The sequence below is a fragment of the Hyphomonas sp. L-53-1-40 genome (genome assembly GCF_000682775.1).
Classification (GTDB): domain Bacteria; phylum Pseudomonadota; class Alphaproteobacteria; order Caulobacterales; family Hyphomonadaceae; genus Hyphomonas.
This window is the reverse complement of the sequence record NZ_AWFI01000001.1, coordinates 279,822-295,477: the sequence shown is the minus strand read 5'-3', so window position 1 is coordinate 295,477 and position 15,656 is coordinate 279,822. Positions and strand designations below refer to the sequence as shown.

At 58.1% G+C, this 15,656-nt stretch carries 15 protein-coding genes and 1 pseudogene; 9 read left to right on the top strand and 7 right to left on the bottom strand.

What is annotated here, in order from left to right; genetic code table 11:
• From L53_RS01440 to L53_RS01430, 3 genes are all read right to left on the bottom strand, one after another.
• Positions 1 to 912 carry an MBL fold metallo-hydrolase gene (locus L53_RS01440; RefSeq protein ID WP_034810875.1) on the bottom strand — a complete coding sequence of 304 codons (912 nt, stop codon included), beginning with the start codon at positions 910 to 912 and terminating at the stop codon, positions 1 to 3.
• 42 nt (positions 913 to 954) lie between these two features.
• Positions 955 to 1,893 (bottom strand): hypothetical protein, encoded by a 939-nt coding sequence (locus L53_RS01435; RefSeq protein WP_034810873.1) that lies wholly within the window; start codon positions 1,891 to 1,893, stop codon positions 955 to 957.
• Positions 1,894 to 2,032: 139 nt separating this feature from the next.
• Entirely contained in the window at positions 2,033 to 2,443 is a 411-nt protein-coding gene (locus L53_RS01430) for a TIGR01244 family sulfur transferase (protein ID WP_034810871.1), read from the bottom strand.
• Positions 2,444 to 2,579: 136 nt separating this feature from the next.
• On the opposite strand from L53_RS01430, the gene L53_RS01425 reads away from it, so the two are divergent.
• The 4 genes from L53_RS01425 (at position 2,580) to L53_RS01410 (ending at position 7,351) form a co-directional block, all read left to right on the top strand.
• Entirely contained in the window at positions 2,580 to 3,551 is a 972-nt protein-coding gene (locus L53_RS01425) for an ABC transporter permease (RefSeq protein ID WP_255341988.1), read from the top strand.
• On the top strand, positions 3,551 to 4,462 hold the full coding sequence (locus tag L53_RS01420; protein WP_034810869.1) for an ABC transporter permease subunit: 912 nt from the start codon (positions 3,551 to 3,553) through the stop codon (positions 4,460 to 4,462). The genes L53_RS01425 and L53_RS01420 overlap by 1 nt, the downstream gene beginning before the upstream one ends.
• A 129-nt stretch (positions 4,463 to 4,591) precedes the next feature.
• On the top strand, positions 4,592 to 6,031 hold the full coding sequence (locus L53_RS01415; protein ID WP_233347468.1) for a mannose-1-phosphate guanylyltransferase/mannose-6-phosphate isomerase: 1,440 nt from the start codon (positions 4,592 to 4,594) through the stop codon (positions 6,029 to 6,031).
• 108 nt (positions 6,032 to 6,139) lie between these two features.
• On the top strand, positions 6,140 to 7,351 hold the full coding sequence (locus tag L53_RS01410; protein ID WP_034810867.1) for a potassium/proton antiporter: 1,212 nt from the start codon (positions 6,140 to 6,142) through the stop codon (positions 7,349 to 7,351).
• Here the strand turns inward: L53_RS01410 and L53_RS01405 are convergent.
• Positions 7,348 to 8,220 carry a DUF1499 domain-containing protein gene (locus L53_RS01405; RefSeq protein WP_051607437.1) on the bottom strand — a complete coding sequence of 291 codons (873 nt, stop codon included), beginning with the start codon at positions 8,218 to 8,220 and terminating at the stop codon, positions 7,348 to 7,350. The two genes, L53_RS01410 and L53_RS01405, sit on opposite strands and share 4 nt — an antisense overlap.
• A 153-nt stretch (positions 8,221 to 8,373) precedes the next feature.
• Here L53_RS01405 and L53_RS01400 point away from each other — a divergent pair, with 153 nt between their 5' ends.
• On the top strand, positions 8,374 to 8,892 hold the full coding sequence (locus L53_RS01400) for a DUF305 domain-containing protein (RefSeq protein WP_034810865.1): 519 nt from the start codon (positions 8,374 to 8,376) through the stop codon (positions 8,890 to 8,892).
• Here the strand turns inward: L53_RS01400 and L53_RS01395 are convergent.
• Entirely contained in the window at positions 8,889 to 10,514 is a 1,626-nt protein-coding gene (locus L53_RS01395) for a long-chain-fatty-acid--CoA ligase (RefSeq protein WP_034810863.1), read from the bottom strand. The genes L53_RS01400 and L53_RS01395 overlap by 4 nt on opposite strands.
• A 100-nt stretch (positions 10,515 to 10,614) precedes the next feature.
• Here L53_RS01395 and L53_RS01390 point away from each other — a divergent pair, with 100 nt between their 5' ends.
• Positions 10,615 to 11,532 carry a glycerophosphodiester phosphodiesterase family protein gene (locus L53_RS01390; RefSeq protein WP_051607436.1) on the top strand — a complete coding sequence of 306 codons (918 nt, stop codon included), beginning with the start codon at positions 10,615 to 10,617 and terminating at the stop codon, positions 11,530 to 11,532.
• Here L53_RS01390 and L53_RS01385 read toward each other — a convergent pair.
• On the bottom strand, positions 11,529 to 11,906 hold the full coding sequence (locus tag L53_RS01385) for a DUF4345 domain-containing protein (RefSeq protein WP_034810861.1): 378 nt from the start codon (positions 11,904 to 11,906) through the stop codon (positions 11,529 to 11,531). The genes L53_RS01390 and L53_RS01385 overlap by 4 nt on opposite strands.
• Before the next feature lie 271 nt (positions 11,907 to 12,177).
• On the opposite strand from L53_RS01385, the gene L53_RS01380 reads away from it, so the two are divergent.
• Positions 12,178 to 12,627, top strand: coding sequence for a glyoxalase superfamily protein (locus L53_RS01380; RefSeq protein ID WP_034811839.1), 450 nt, complete (start codon positions 12,178 to 12,180; stop codon positions 12,625 to 12,627).
• A gap of 15 nt (positions 12,628 to 12,642) precedes the next feature.
• Here the strand turns inward: L53_RS01380 and pdxH are convergent, their stop codons facing one another.
• Entirely contained in the window at positions 12,643 to 13,314 is a 672-nt protein-coding gene (gene pdxH / locus L53_RS01375; RefSeq protein WP_034810859.1) for a pyridoxamine 5'-phosphate oxidase, read from the bottom strand.
• Positions 13,315 to 13,487: 173 nt separating this feature from the next.
• Here pdxH and L53_RS01370 point away from each other — a divergent pair, with 173 nt between their 5' ends.
• Together L53_RS01370 and aroC are read left to right on the top strand one after the other, a co-directional pair.
• A complete protein-coding gene (locus L53_RS01370; RefSeq protein ID WP_034810857.1) occupies positions 13,488 to 14,468 on the top strand; it encodes a malate dehydrogenase in 981 nt (326 codons plus the stop codon).
• Between the two features lie 29 nt (positions 14,469 to 14,497).
• A pseudogene (gene aroC / locus L53_RS01365) lies at positions 14,498 to 15,560 on the top strand (chorismate synthase).
• Positions 15,561 to 15,656: the final 96 nt, after the last annotated feature.

The following is a 15,656-nucleotide window of genomic DNA, read 5'->3' as shown; positions in this document are numbered from 1 at the left end:
TCACACCGGGGTTTTCACCAGTTCGAAATGAGACCGGACGGTGGGTTTGTCATCCGGCGAGACCGCAACACCGGTCTTGATAAGCTCGATCATATGACCGAGCACAGACATGGCCGCCGCGGGATGCAGGCGCTTGTCGACCTCGGCGTACATCACCTTGACCATTTCAGGGATCGAGGACTGACCCGCCCGAAGCTGGTCCAGAATCGCAGCCTCGCGAGCCCGGCGATGATTGGCGTACTCAGTGATGAAGTGGTCGACGAATTCACGGCCACGCACCGGATCACCATGGGTTGGCCAAAGCGTGTCGAATTTCCTAGCTTGAATCTTGTCGAGGCTGCGCATGTAGTCACCCATGTCACCATCGGGCGGCGCGACAACGGTCGTCGACCAGCCCATGATGTGATCACCCGACAGGCAAGCATTCTCTTCGCGCAAACCAAAGCAGAGATGGTTGCAAGTATGACCCGGCGTCTCAATCACATCGAGTGTCCAGCCGGGGCCCGAAATCACGTCGCCATCGCCAACTTTGACATCCGGCATGAAGCCAAGGTCGTCTGCACTGCCAAGCTCGCCCTTGGCGGTCGGCACGCCGCAATTTTTCGCGTAAGTCTTGCAACCAGCCCACTCGGCCAAAGGCGTCGCCAGCGGGGAATGGTCGGAATGGCCATGAGTGACCAGAACGTGGGTGACCGTCTCCCCCTCCAGCGCCCGCTTCAGGGCTTCGAAATGCTCAGCATCTTCCGGACCGGGATCAATGACGGCCACTTCGCCATGACCGATGATGTAGACGCCGGTGCCAACATAGGTGAACGGCCCGGGATTGTTCGCGATTACACGGCGGATGAGCGGGGAGACCTGCTCTACAATGCCGTATTCAAACTCGATTTCGCGAACGTAGGGAATTGCCATATTATTTTAGTCTCTTGCAGCGATCCTGGCCTGCCGGAGCGATCAACGCTTCTTCGAAGCAAAGGCGACGGCAAAGGCTTGCGCCATGCGGCGTGTGGCCCTCAGCTTGGCGCCAAGCTTCAGCGCCACTGGCGGACCCATATCCGTCTTGTTTGCATCGACGATGTAGATTCGTCCGGATGAGCGGTCACGTAGGACGTCAACGCCGCCCCAGTCCAGTCCGATAGATGCAGCAAACCGCTCAATCACGGCAATTTCATCGCTCGTGTAGCAATTGCGAGGCTCGTCGAGCAAAACCTGAACATTCTCATTCAGGAAACGGCGCTCCAAGGGCCGACGCTTGCGGAACACGATGACGGGTGAGCCGGCCACGATGCAACAGCGCAGATCCTCGACCAGACCGCCTTCGATCTCATTGTCGACGAGGCGCTGATAGGTCTTGCCCGGCAGCGGCGTATCCAGCGGACCTTCCAGAATTCGGCCATCATGCGCGGCGTTCAATTCAGACTTTTCGACCATGCGGCCCTGGTGAGTCGTAGGATCAACGGAGAGAGAATATCCCGCAGCCTGACCAAAAGCGGCTGCGACAGTCGATTTTGAAATATCGTCGCAGGTGAAATTGACCAGTTTCGCCCCATCACGAACCATCGGGACCGTATTGTCGGTTTCGGTGGAGTCATCAAACTGCATGACAATGTCGGCCGTCGCGACGTCATCAATCAATTTGGCACCTGACACATGTGTCACGGGCCAGATGAAATACCATGGGCGTGGCTTGTCAGGATAGAATGCAATCGTGGGGCGCTTGTGTCCGGTGACCCGGCGCCAGGTGCGCCATGTCTGCGCAAAGAAATAGAAACAGAACCAGGTGAAGATGTCGTGCGCGAGCGAAAATGTGAGCGGAACGCGGTGCCCGGTCTTCTTCACCAGCATGGCGCCGTCATCGTATTTGAAATCGGTGATCCACAGACGATCGCTCATCCATTCCACTCCTCTTGCGCATACAGCCTCATGGCCAGCGCCTCCCTGTCTTGGCCTTCGCATGACCGGTCATCACTGACAACACACATAATGCGGCGCAAGTGTGACCACTTGCTCACAATGCCTGCTGGGAGGATGATCAGAGCAGCGATTGCAGACTCGACAGATCATAGCCCGCATCTGCGGCAGCATCGACGATTTCCTGACCTGTACCCTGCCCGGCATGGGTCAGGGCCCACGCCGTAATGCATCGTGTCCCGGTGCGGCAATACGCCAACACTGGCTGAGGCGCTTCGTTCAGGATATTGCTCATCCGCTCGACGACTTCTGGGGTGGGTGCGCCTGAGAAAGGCAGCGCCACAAAAGCCAAACCCAAGGATTCGGCTTTGGCACGAATAGCGCCCATCCGGGGCTGGTCCACGCCGCCTTCGCCATCTGGGCGGTTCGCGACGATGGTTTTGAAGCCTGCAGCCTGAATTTGCGCAACATCCTCCTCATTAATCTGGGGGGCGACAGCAAAAGCTTCCGTAACGCGGCGAATATCGGCCATATTTTAGTGTCCCTGCCTGAGTCTGCGGTCTTGATCGGCTGTCGCTACAAGCTAAGGATTGCAGATCGTTATGCCAAGCGTCGGTGACGGCAGCATGATCAAATTCCTACTACCAGCAGCGGAATAACTTAAGTACGTGTCCTCATTTCAACGTGTCATCAGCCGAATTCCGTGGGCCTATACGTTCAGGCGTCTGCTAATTGCAATCCCCACAATGCTCGCCATCATAACGATGGCTTTCCTGATGATGCGCGCCGCTCCGGGCGGTCCGTTCGATGGTGAGCGGAAACTGCCGCCTGCGACCGAAGCTGCCATTGCAGCCAAGTTCGGTTTCGACAAACCACTTCACGAACAATATCTGAGCTATGTTGGCGGCGTAGTCACAGGTGATTTCGGACCGTCCTACAAAACGCTCGGCAAGAGCGTGAACGACCTGATAGCCGACGGGCTTCCAATCTCCCTTACCATCGGGTTTCTCTCCATGGGCCTGGGCATAGCGGTGGGCACATTGCTGGGTGTCTTTGCGGGACTCAGGCAGAATTCAGCGGCCGATTACGGTGTGATGGGCATTGCGATGGCAGGGATTTCGATCCCTACCTTTGTTACCGGCCCGATCCTGATCCTGATCTTTGCCCTTGGTGCCGGCATCTTCGCGGTCGGCGGTCTCGGAACCTATCCGAATATCGGGATGAACTGGCATAACATGACGTTGCCGGTGATCACGCTGGCCCTGCCGCAGATTGCGATCATCTCCCGCCTGATGCGCGCTTCGATCATCGAGACCATGCGCTCCAACCATATTCGAACGGCGCGTTCCAAGGGTCTGACCGAACGCCAGGTAATTGCCCGTCACGCCCTGCCATCGGCCCTGCTGCCACTGATCTCGTATGCCGGTCCCGCAATGGCACGCGTCATGACCGGGTCAGTGGTGATCGAAAAGATTTTCGGCCTGCCCGGTCTGGGCTCTTATTTTGTCGATGGCGCCCTCAACCGGGACTACACGCTCGTGATGGGCGCAATCATTGTCTATGCGGGCCTGATCGTACTGCTCAATCTTGTAGCAGACATTCTCTACGCCCTGCTTGATCCGAAAGTGAAGTACGATTGATGACGGATCTTGATCCTCTCCTCGACCCGACTGGTCGCATCGAACCGGTCCAGAATGCCATTATTGGGGGGCGCTCGCTATGGGAAGATGCCCGGGCGCGCCTGTTCCGCAACCGCGCCGCCGTCGTCTCCATGTGGATTCTCGGCTTCCTCATTCTGTTTGCAGTCGTCGGGCCGTTTGTCTGGGTCCACAAATACAGCACCATTTCTGACCTGCGCACCATTGCGCCGACGCTGGAAGGCCTGCATCCGCTCGGAACCGACCTGCAGGGACGAGACCTGCTTGCGCGCCTGATGATCGGCCTGCGTATCTCGCTCATGGTCGGCATTGTCGCCACGGCTGTCAGCCTCGTGATCGGCGTCAGTTGGGGTGCCACGGCAGGTTATCTCGGTGGTCGCGTCGATAATTTCATGATGCGCATTGTCGACGTGCTCTACGCTCTGCCCTTCATCTTCTTCGTGATCCTGCTGCTCACCGTATTCGAGCGCAATATCGTACTGATCTTCGCAGCCATTGGCGCCATTGAGTGGCTGACCATGGCGCGGATTGTGCGTGGCCAGACGCTCGCCATCAAGGGCAAGGAGTTCATTGAAGCGGCGCGCGCCTCTGGCGTCAGCCGCATGGACATCATTGTGCGCCACATCCTGCCGAACGTGATCGGCCCGGTCGCTGTCTATGTCACACTGACCATCCCGGTGGTGATCCTCGCCGAGAGCTTCCTGTCCTTCCTCGGCCTCGGTGTGAACGAGCCCCTTACCTCACTTGGCGTGCTGATTTCGGACGGCGCACACCGGATGGAAGAAAAGCCCTGGATGCTGCTGGCACCCGCCGTCACGATGGCAGTCACCTTGTTGTGCCTCAACTTCATCGGCGACGGCCTGCGCGATGCGCTGGATCCGAAAGACCGCTAGACAGTATTCACCCGGCACCTGGACAGACTGGACCAAATGCCCGTCACACAGGGAAAATCTTGGTGTTCAGGGTGGCCTTTGCTGGTGCGCTGAGGCAAGAGATTCGCGGGTAATTTGAAAGAGCAAACGATGGCAAAATCGATGACCAGCATCGTTCCGGTACTGATGTGCGGTGGAGCAGGCACGCGGCTCTGGCCGCTGTCGCGAAAGAGCTATCCCAAGCAATTTGTTCCACTGATCGGCGATACATCCCTGTTCCAGGCATCCGCGCTGAGATTGACCGGAGGCGCCTTCACGCCGCCGCTTGTCCTCACCAATGCGGATTTCCGGTTCATCGTGCAAGAACAGCTCACCGACATCGAAATCGATGACGCTTCCATCATGATCGAGCCAGACGCGCGCAACACGGCCCCGGCAATCCTGGCTGCGGCTCTGCATCTGCAAAAGACCCAACCAGATGCCCTGATGCTGATCGCACCATCCGACCATGTCATCCCGGACAGTGATGCATTTCTGGAGTCAATCAATGCGGCCGTCGATGCGGCCCAAAAAGGCCAGCTCGTCACGTTCGGAATCCAGCCCACACATCCCGAAACCGGATACGGATATCTGGAGCTCAGCAAGCCGGTGGAAGACAATAGTCTGTCCCCCATCAAGTTGAAGCGTTTCGTGGAGAAGCCCTCTGCGACCAATGCCCTTAAAATGGTGAATAGTGGTGACTACCTCTGGAACGCAGGGATCTTCCTGTTCAGCGTCAAAAGCATTGTCGAAGCTTTCCAGAAACATGAACCGGGCATGGTTGAATGCGTGAGCAAGTCTGTCGATGACCTGCAGATGGATCTCGGCTTTATGAGGCTCGATCCGGAGAGCTGGAACCGGGCCCAGTCGATCTCGATCGACTATGCAGTCATGGAACGCACCGAAAATCTTAGCGTCGTGCCATTTTCGGGCGGATGGTCAGACCTTGGCGGCTGGGACGCCGTATTGCGCGAAACCGGGCCGGACAAGCATGGGGTTTCGACCAGCGGACATGTCACGGTCATGGATTGCCAAGACTCCCTGATCAGGTCCGAAGACAATGGACTGGAAGTCGTCGGTATCGGTCTGAAGAACATCATAGCCGTTGCCATGCCGGATGCGGTGCTGATCGCGGATGCGTCCCGCGCACAGGACGTGAAACTGGCCGTTACCGAGCTCAAGGCCAAGCAGGCACGCCAGGCCGAGCAATTTCCGCGGGACTATCGCCCCTGGGGCTGGTTTGAGTCCATTGCGATGGGCGAACGTTTTCAGGTCAAGCGCATCCAGGTAAAGCCAGGCCAGTCGCTGTCCCTTCAATCGCACCATCATCGCGCCGAGCACTGGATTGTCGTATCCGGAACAGCCAAGGTCACGATCAATGAGGACGTCAAGATCGTCACCGAGAACCAGTCCGTATACATCCCTGTAGGATCCGTTCACCGGCTGGAAAATCCGGGGAAATTGCCCGTCGTCCTCATCGAAGTTCAAACTGGCAGCTATCTCGGTGAGGATGACATCATACGATACGAAGATAAATACGCGCGCGATTAGAGTCTGCGGAGTCGAACTTATTTGAATTCGAATGAATCTGCACCTTGCGGTACGCGGTGCGGCACTCTTATCTAAAGAGTTCCCCCATTTCAGACCCGAGGATGCCCGTTGGAACTCTTTGTCTTCCTTTGCAGCCTCATCATATTTGTCAGCTTTGCGCTGATGCCGCTGGCAAGGCGAGCAGGAGCTCCATTTCTCTTGATCGCACTTCTCATCGGCATGCTGCTGGGAGAAGATGGTCCCGGCCGTATTCAATTCAGTAATTTCAACTTTGCGTTCGACCTTGGCAGCGTGGCCCTGGCCGTCATCCTGTTTGCTGGCGGATTGGAAACTGGACGCAGCGTCTTCCGTTCCGCTGGTGCGCCGGCATCCCTACTCGCAACCATCGGTGTGCTGATTACAGCAGGCATCACGGGTGTTGCGGCCTGTCTATTCATGGGCCTGCCCTGGCAAGTTGGTCTATTGCTTGGCGCAGCGGTCGCCTCTACCGACGCGGCCGCGACCTTCCTTCTCGTTCAGCAAAGCGGCATAGCCCTGAGACAACGCCTGAAGGATACGCTGCTGTTGGAATCCGGCCTGAACGACCCGATGGCCATTTTCCTGACAGTGTCGCTTACCACGCTGGTCGCCTCCATACAGACCAATGCGCCGGCGGACCTCCCCGGCATGGCTCTGTTTCTGCTCATGCAAGCCGGTATCGGCATTTTGGGCGGCGTCCTTGGCGGCAGGCTTCTGGCCCGCATTCTTGATCGCCTTTTCCTGCCAATGGGCACGTATCCCATCATGACGCTTGCAGGCGCCCTCGTCATCTTTACCGGCGTTTCGCTGGCTGGGGGCAGCGGCTTTCTCGCGGCATATCTTGCCGGCCTCAGTCTCAAGGCCAAATTGAAGCGCCCCATTGATCGCATTGTTGACTTCAACGAAGCCTTCCAGTGGCTCTGTCAGATGGTGCTATTCCTGACTCTCGGCCTGCTCGTCACACCGAGTGCGTTGTTGGAGGACATCTGGCCTGCCATCGGATGCGCCGCCGTATTGATGCTGATCGCTCGACCGCTCGCCGTATTTGCCAGCGTGGGATGGATGGGCTTTTCTTTCCGTGAGAATGTCTTCCTGAGCTGGGTCGGCCTGCGCGGCGCCGTACCGATCCTTCTCGCGATCTATCCTGTGATCGCACCAGGACCCATTTCCATTGGCTTTTTCAACGTCGTGTTCGTGATCGTGGCAATTTCGCTGACCATTCAGGGCTGGACCATTGCCCCGGCGGCACGACTCCTCCGCCTGGGCCCGGAAGCCCAGGCAAAGGAAACAACCGATACCTAGCGCAGCGTGATCTCGATATCGTCGAGCAGATTGCGGACCCGTTTGGCATTCGCACCAAGGTCAGACAGGCCCACCCGACTGGTGGAACGCACATCAATGCGTGAACCGCCCTCTTCGGTCGGCTGGATACGGATCATGACGTCGTCCTTGAAATCAAACCAGAAGCTCGTTTCGGTCGCCTCGATGCGACCGGTCGCCTCATCACTGGTAACGATTGCCCAGCCGCGCTCCTTCACAAGCGTGAGGATGGCCTCGAATGCAGCTTCCGAGGGAGCTTGAGTGATATAGGAGTCGAGTTTCGGATAAGGAGCGTCCGCACGGTCTTCCTGCTGGGTCGGATCGAATTCGGCTTCTTCCTGCAATTCGGACACGAGGCGCCCCGGTGTGCCCGGCCAACGGTCTTCAGCATATTCCGGAACAATCGGTGCAGCTTCGACCGGGTTCATGGCCTCGGTCTCGGCCCGGACGGCCAGCAGGGCATCGCTCGGCATGATCGGATTGGACCAGTCAGTCTGAACGTCGTGGATCGGCGGCAAGCGGGACGCTTCCCCGCCAAACGCTGCGACACGTCCAAAGCTGAGCCCGGCAATCAAGAGCGAGGCGAACGCCAGAATGAAAGCGCGTTTGCGAGGGGCTTTGATCAATGACAAGATCACCGCAATAACCGAGACACCGAGCGCCACGAAGATCAGCTTGAGGCCCCAATTTATCGTCATCAGACCTAGCCCGACCTGCCAGTTCCACAGGCCCAGCTTGGTGCCAAGCGCTGCGATGATGAACCAGAGAATGGTAAAGATGGACAAAGCAAGCGACGCCTTGGCAACCATACCGCGCCATCCGGCATCCTGTGTCTGTTCTGTCGTATCCATTGTATTTTCAACCCTCTCCGGATGATCCCTGTCACCTGACATAGATCACACTGCCCAGCTCAACCAGTCTCATGAAACAGATTCGTTCGGAACAGCGCCCGCTGCTTCACGTTCAAACTGAACCTCCTGAGCGTTAATTCGAAAGGAAAGACCATGGACCATTCCGGCAGCTATCTTCGCTTCGGCCTGATGATCACGACCTCCGCCATTGTCATGTTCGGACTTATGTATCTAAACACTTACGCCCTGCCTCATGTGCATTGGAGTGAGACCCGCTTCTACATGACCCTCATCATGGCCGCGTCGATGGCGATCGTAATGTTGGCCTTCATGCTCAACATGTATCAGGATAGCCGCAAGAACCTCGCTATATTCGTCGGCAGTGGGCTGCTCTTTGTTGCTGCCCTGCTTCTGGTGCGCTCGCAAGCAACTGTAGGCGACCAATCATACATGCGCGCCATGATTCCGCATCATTCCATCGCCATCATGACCAGCGAAAGGGCGGGCATAGAAGACGTACGCGTTCGGCAATTAGCCGATGACATCCTCAAGGCTCAGAAGGTGGAAATAGCCGAAATGGAATGGCTAATCGATGACATCTCCAGAAATGGAAAAGCGGCCACTCCCGAAGAAGCGGCCGCCCGTCCTGTTCCCGAGTTCAGCCCAAACTAGGCCGTCGGCAGCTTGTAGTCCTTGAACTGGTTGCGCAGGGCCAGCTTGTTGATCTTGCCCGTGGCGCCAAGCGGAATTTCATCAACAAAGACGACATCGTCCGGTGTCCACCATTTGGCGATCTTGCCTTCCAGTTGGGCCAGCACATCTTCCTTGCTCGGCGTTTCGCCCGGCGCAGCTTGAACCACCAGCAGTGGGCGCTCGTCCCATTTCGGGTGATAGATGCCGATAGCGGCCGCATTGGCCACTTTCGGGTGGCCGACTGCGATGTTCTCGATGTCGATGGAGGAAATCCACTCGCCGCCTGACTTGATCACATCCTTCGCGCGATCGGTGATCGTCATCGTACCGTACTCATCGATATTGGCGACGTCGCCGGTATCGAAATAACCCTCATCATCCAGCACGTCCCCGCCGACGCCCTTGAAGTATCCGGCTGCAATCGCAGCGCCGCTCACCATCAACCGGCCAGACGTCTCGCCATCATTCGGCAGCACCTTGCCTTCGTCATCGACGATCTTGAGCTCCACGCCGAATGGCGGGCGCCCCTGCTTGAGCTTCTGCTCCATACGCGTGTCGATGTCGGCATTCACGAGATGGGGCGGCAAGGCGCCCAGCGTTCCTAGCGGCGAGGTTTCGGTCATGCCCCAAGCGTGGACAACGTCCACTTCATAATCCTGCTCGAAGGCACGAAGAATCTTTTCCGGAATGGCTGAGCCCCCGATGAGTACCTTCTTCAAGTGCGGCAGCTTCAGGTTGTTTTCCTGCAAATGTGTCAGCAGCATCAGCCAGACGGTTGGAACCGCGGCGGTGATCGTCACCTTTTCCGTATCCAGCAATTCATAGATGGATGCGCCATCCATCTGTGCCCCCGGCATTACCATGTTCGAGCCGACAGCAGGACAGGACAGTGCGAGGCCCCAGGCATTGGCGTGGAACATCGGCACAACCGGCAGCACCACATCGTCAGCGCCCATGCCCATCACATCCTTGCCCATCGTGATCAGCGTGTGCAACACGTTCGAGCGGTGGGAGTAGAGAACTCCTTTCGGATCGCCTGTAGTGCCCGACGTATAACAAAGGCCACATGCGGTATCTTCCGGGAAGTCGCCCCAGCGGACCTCGGTCGAGCGACCATCAATCCAGATATCAAACGGGATTGCACCGAGAGAGTTTTCCGGCATCGTGTCAGCATCAGCGTATATGACGAAAGTCTTCACCGTCTGCAGATGGTCCTTGATGGCCTCCACAATAGGCAGGAAGGTCTTGTCGAAGATGAGCACCTTGTCTTCGGCGTGATTTGCGATCCAGGCGACCTGTTCAGGGTGCAGGCGTGGATTGATCGTGTGGAGCACCGCGCCAATGCCCATGGCGCCATACCAGGAGGCCATATGTCGTTCAGAGTTCCAGCCCAGCGTCGCCACGCGGTCGCCCAACTGAATGCCGCTATCGATAAGCGCATTCGAGACCTGCTTGGACTGGTCAAAGAGATTGGCATAGGTCGTGCGGACAATATGGCCTTCCACGCGCCGAGTGATGATTTCTCGTGTAGGATTGATGCGCTTGGCGTGTTCGAGGATTTTGTTAACCGTCAGCGGCCAGTCCTGCATGATACCCAGCATGGTAAGTCTCCCTGTAATGTTTTTGTCTTCGGCAATAATTGCCTGATTTAGAACCGGTTTATGCGTGCGATTGCTGCAGCGCAAGAAGAGGACCACCCGAATGAACCACTCCGCACTGCTTGTTATCGCTCTCATCCTGCTGTCTGGCTGCGGCCCGTCAAGCGATACCCCACAGTCAGGGGCCGTGGAGCCCGCACTCACCGAAGCTTCTGCGCGCATGCGCCTGCCCGACTATTTCGACTGCCTGCGTGAAAACGGAGGCGTGGTGATCGCTGCGCATCGCGGGGGCCCTGCGCCGGGCTATCCTGAGAATGCCATTGAGACGATGCAGTTCAATTTCGACAAGGGAGTCCGGGTCTTCGAGATTGATGTTGCCGAAACTCGAGACGGCGTGTTGACCCTGATGCATGATGACCGGCTGAACCGAACGACGACCGGCCGGGGCTATGTCTCCGATATCAGCTGGGAAGAACTCTCGGGCCTGACCCTGGTCGACAATGATGATCGTCACACGCGCTTTAGCCCGCCCAAGCTGACCGACGCCCTGATCTGGGCCCGAAACAGCGGCGCCATTCTGGAACTCGACCGCAAGAAGACCACAAGCTTCGCCAATATGGCCGAGGCCGTCTATGCAGCGGGCGCGGAAGAGAACATCATCATGATTTCCTACAATGATGACGAAGCCGCCGAAATCGCGGCCATTGACCCTCAATTCATGATGACCGCCTCGGCACGCGGCGGCCGTGACATTGCGGCACTTGAGGCACGCGGTGTGGACTCCCGTCGGCTGATCGCTTGGACCGGCACTGGCCGCCCCGACGCCGCAGCTTGGGATCGCAATGCCCGCAATGATGTCGAATCCGCTTTCGGCACGCTGGGTCGTTCCGGCGAGCGATTGGACGATATCTATCTGGCCGACGGCAACGGATCGGAGTTTCAGGATCTTGCCGATGACGGCCTCGTCATGGCCGCGGCAATGACCGCAGATGACACCGCCATCGCCGCGTGTGGTGGCTAGGCTCGGGCAGAAACCATCCGTTGCCAGAGCACAAAGATCACAGGCACAACCAGCTCGATACCCAGCGCGACCATCTGGTCCTGCGCGGGCTGACCGACGGTCACCACTGAGACAAGACGACCGAGCCCTCCGATAAAGATGGCTGCGCTAACCACCAGAAGAAGCCGCCCTTGTTTTTCGATGGATGGAATGATCGACCAAATCAGGAAGCTCACCACAAGATACATACCGGAGAAGTACCGATACTGATTGTCCAGTTCTGTCGTGACGCCTGCCGGGGACAATCGTTCCGCCCCGTGCAGAAAGCCCATTAGGGCAAAAATAACGGGAATGAGTGAGAAAATGCCAAGGGCAATCTGAAGTCCGCGTTTCATTATGTGGTGTACCTCCCCTAATGGCGCATCGTTTCCGTACGCCCTGCCGTCACCTACTCACGGCAAATGTCTGGTGACAATGATTGACGCAACGTCTTCCCAGGCGTGGCTCTGGGACGCCCGCCGCTCGCAAGGCCTTTAGTCTTTCGGTGAAGATCCCCCGGCGCACACCGCGCCGCGACTTTTGATCACGGAACACCGGTCCATCCGGCAGTCCCGCGGCAAGGCGAGCTCCCGCTGAGAAGTGACTGCCCGGACAAGGATGTTTCCAATGTCTATTTCAATAACAACGCGCGAACAGGCGAAGGCCCGTGCCCGCGACATACGGACAGAACAGGCAAATGCCGGTAGGTCCATCTCACATGCGAGAGCACTTGAGCTCGTCGCGACTGAACTCGGCTACCGCGACTGGAATACCGCATCGGCGCGCCTGTCGAACAAACCCGAGGCACCCTGCCAGCTGGGTGACCGCATCTCGGGCCGCTACCTCAAACAATCCTTTGAGGGGCGCGTGCATGCAATCCGCGAACTGGCGGGTGGCATGGGGTACGAAGTGACCCTGCACTTCGACACGCCGGTAGATGTGGTTGAGTTCGAGAGCTTCTCGGGATTTCGCCAGCGCGTGACCGCCATGGTGAGCGGTGATGGCATCTCATGGGCAAAGACCAGTGATGGCGTCCCCCACCTCGTCATCGAAGCCGTCTCAAACGGGATCGTTTGATCTGGCAGCGAAACGCTACGGATAGAGTCGACCGGTGGTCCAACCATCATTTGAACGGACAAACTTCAGCCGGTCGTGCATCCGGAAAGCCTGGTCCTGCCAGAACTCGATCTCGACCGGCACGATACGGAACCCGCCCCAGAATTCGGGGCGGGGAATGTCTGGTCCGTCGCCGAAGATTTCCGAGAGTTCAGCCACGCGCTGTTCAAACTCGGCCCGATCGGCCAGTGGACGCGACTGGTCAGACGCTATGGCGCTGATACGGCTCTGGGCGGCACGGGTGGCAAAATACTCATCGGCGGCCTCATCGGAGACTGGCATAACCGTCCCGCGCACCCGCACCTGCCGGCGCTGGCTCTTCCAATGAAAGCCAAGCGCTGCTTTGGGGGTCTCGGTCAGTTGCTGGCCTTTGGCACTTTCGAGATTGGTGAAGAAAACAAACCCCGCCTCAGTCACCTCTTTCAACAATACAATACGGACATCCGGCATGCCGTCAGCGTCCACGGTCGCCAGAGACATTGCGTTGGAATCATTCGGTTCGGCTTCGCGCGCCGCCGCCATCCACTCTTTGAACAGGGCTATCGGGTCAGCCACGTCTGGAATCAGGGGTTTTCCCGACGGGTCGGTCAGATAATCCGTCGCGCTGGGTGAAGGGGGAATGATGTCGGGTTGGTCGCTCTGGCTCATCGATCTGTCCGCTCGTCAGGCTGTGGGGGCTGGCCGTCATATAGGCCAATCGGGCGCGGAGTCATACCGCTACGGCGGCGACATCCTGCGGCATAGGCGCATGGCCGCTTGCCCTTCTCTGACAAATTCGTCATTGATGCCGCGAAATCACCCTATGCAAGAAGGACTCTCCCATGAAAAAGCCCGTGAAAGTCGCTGTAACTGGCGCTGCAGGCCAGATCGGTTATGCGCTCCTGTTCCGCATTGCCGCTGGAAACATGCTTGGACCTGACCAGCCGGTCGACCTTCACCTGCTGGAAATCACCCCTGCGCTCGGCGCGCTCGAGGGCGTGGTCATGGAATTGAACGATTGTGCCTTCCCGCTGCTGAACAACATCGTCGCCACTGACGACCCGAACGTTGCGTTCAAGGATTGCGACTTTGCCCTGCTCGTCGGCGCCATGCCACGCAAACAGGGCATGGAACGCAAGGACCTGCTGTCCGCAAATGGCGGCATCTTCGGCCCACAGGGCAAGGCGATCAATGATCATGCCAGCCGAGACGTGAAAGTGCTTGTCGTCGGCAACCCAGCCAACACCAATGCCCTGATCGCGCAACAGAATGCGCCTGATCTGGATCCGAAATGCTTCACCGCCATGGTCCGCCTCGACCATAACCGCGCGATGAGCCAACTGGCCGAGAAGACGGGCGCCCACAATACCGACATCAAGAAGATGACAATCTGGGGCAACCATTCCTCAACTCAGTACCCAGACCTGCATCACGCCACCATCAAAGGCGAAGCTGCCCTCTCCAAGGTCGATCAGGACTGGTACGAAAACACCTTCATCCCGGACGTGCAGCAGCGAGGCGCCGCCATCATCAAGGCACGTGGTGCCTCTTCAGCCGCTTCAGCTGCCTCAGCCGCCATCGATCATATGCGCAGCTGGGCCCTCGGCACAGAAGCTGGTGACTGGGTATCCATGGGTATCCCGTCCGATGGCTCCTACGGCATTGAGCCGGGCGTCATCTACGGCTACCCGTGCACCTGCAAGGACGGCAAGTACGAGATCGTCCAAGGCCTCGAAATCGGTGAATTCTCGCGCGCCCGCATGGATGCGACCGAGAAAGAACTGCGCGAAGAGCGCGAAGCTGTTCAGGACCTGCTCGGCTAGGCCCTGACTCAATACTGAAACGGGCAGCCATGTCTCACAACACGTTCGGCCACCTCTTCCGCGTGACCACTTGGGGCGAAAGCCACGGGCCCGCACTCGGATGCGTGGTGGATGGCTGCCCGCCGAATCTTCCGCTGGATGAGGCCTTCATTCAGCAATTCCTAGACCAGCGCCGCCCCGGCACCTCGCGATTCGTGACCCAGCGCCAGGAATCCGATCAGGTGAAAATCCTGTCTGGCGTCTTTGAGGATGACCGGACCGGCGGCCCTGTCACCACGGGCACGCCCATCTCTCTGATGATCGAAAATACAGATCAACGGTCGAAAGATTATGGTGAGATCCGTGATCGGTACCGCCCCGGTCATGCCGACTATTCCTACGATCAGAAATAGGTCCAGCGCGCGCGAGACCGCCGCGCGGGTAGCTGCAGGCGCGGTGGCGCGCCGCGTGCTTGGCGACGGAATCATCTTGCGCGGCGCTGTCGTCCAGATCGGACCGCACGCGATTGATCGCTCCCGATGGAGCTGGGATTCGACCAAATCAAACCCATTTTGGTGTCCTGACGCCGAAATGGTGCCGGTCTGGGAGACCTTTCTCGACGAGACTCGCAAGGCTGGAAGCTCTGCAGGCGCAATTGTAGAGGTCGAAGCGACGGGGATTCCTGCCGGTTGGGGCGCGCCCATATACGGAAAACTGGACAGCGAACTCGCGGGTGCCATGATGAGCATCAACGCGGCCAAAGGCGTGGAAATCGGCGAAGGCTTTGCAGCTGCGGCTTTGTCCGGCGAGGAAAACGCCGACCAGATGCGCACTGGCAATGACGGCGCCCGTTTCCTGTCGAACCATAATGGCGGCATCGCGGGCGGCATTTCGACGGGTCAGCCTGTTATCGTGCGAATCGCTATCAAGCCTACGTCTTCCATTCTCACGCCCGTCCAGAGTGTGACGCGTGACGGTGAAGAGGTAGACGTGCGGACCGTCGGACGGCATGATCCCTGTGTTGGCATTCGTGCGGTGCCGGTGGCGGAGGCAATGCTCGCCTGTGTGCTGGCCGACGCGAAGTTGCGACATAGAGGGCAGACGGGAAAATGACCGCAAATGCGCATGTCACAGTAAGTTCACATACCTGCTATCGGCATTGCACATTGAACCTGCTACCTCGCGTTCATTATTCACATAGCGATGGGT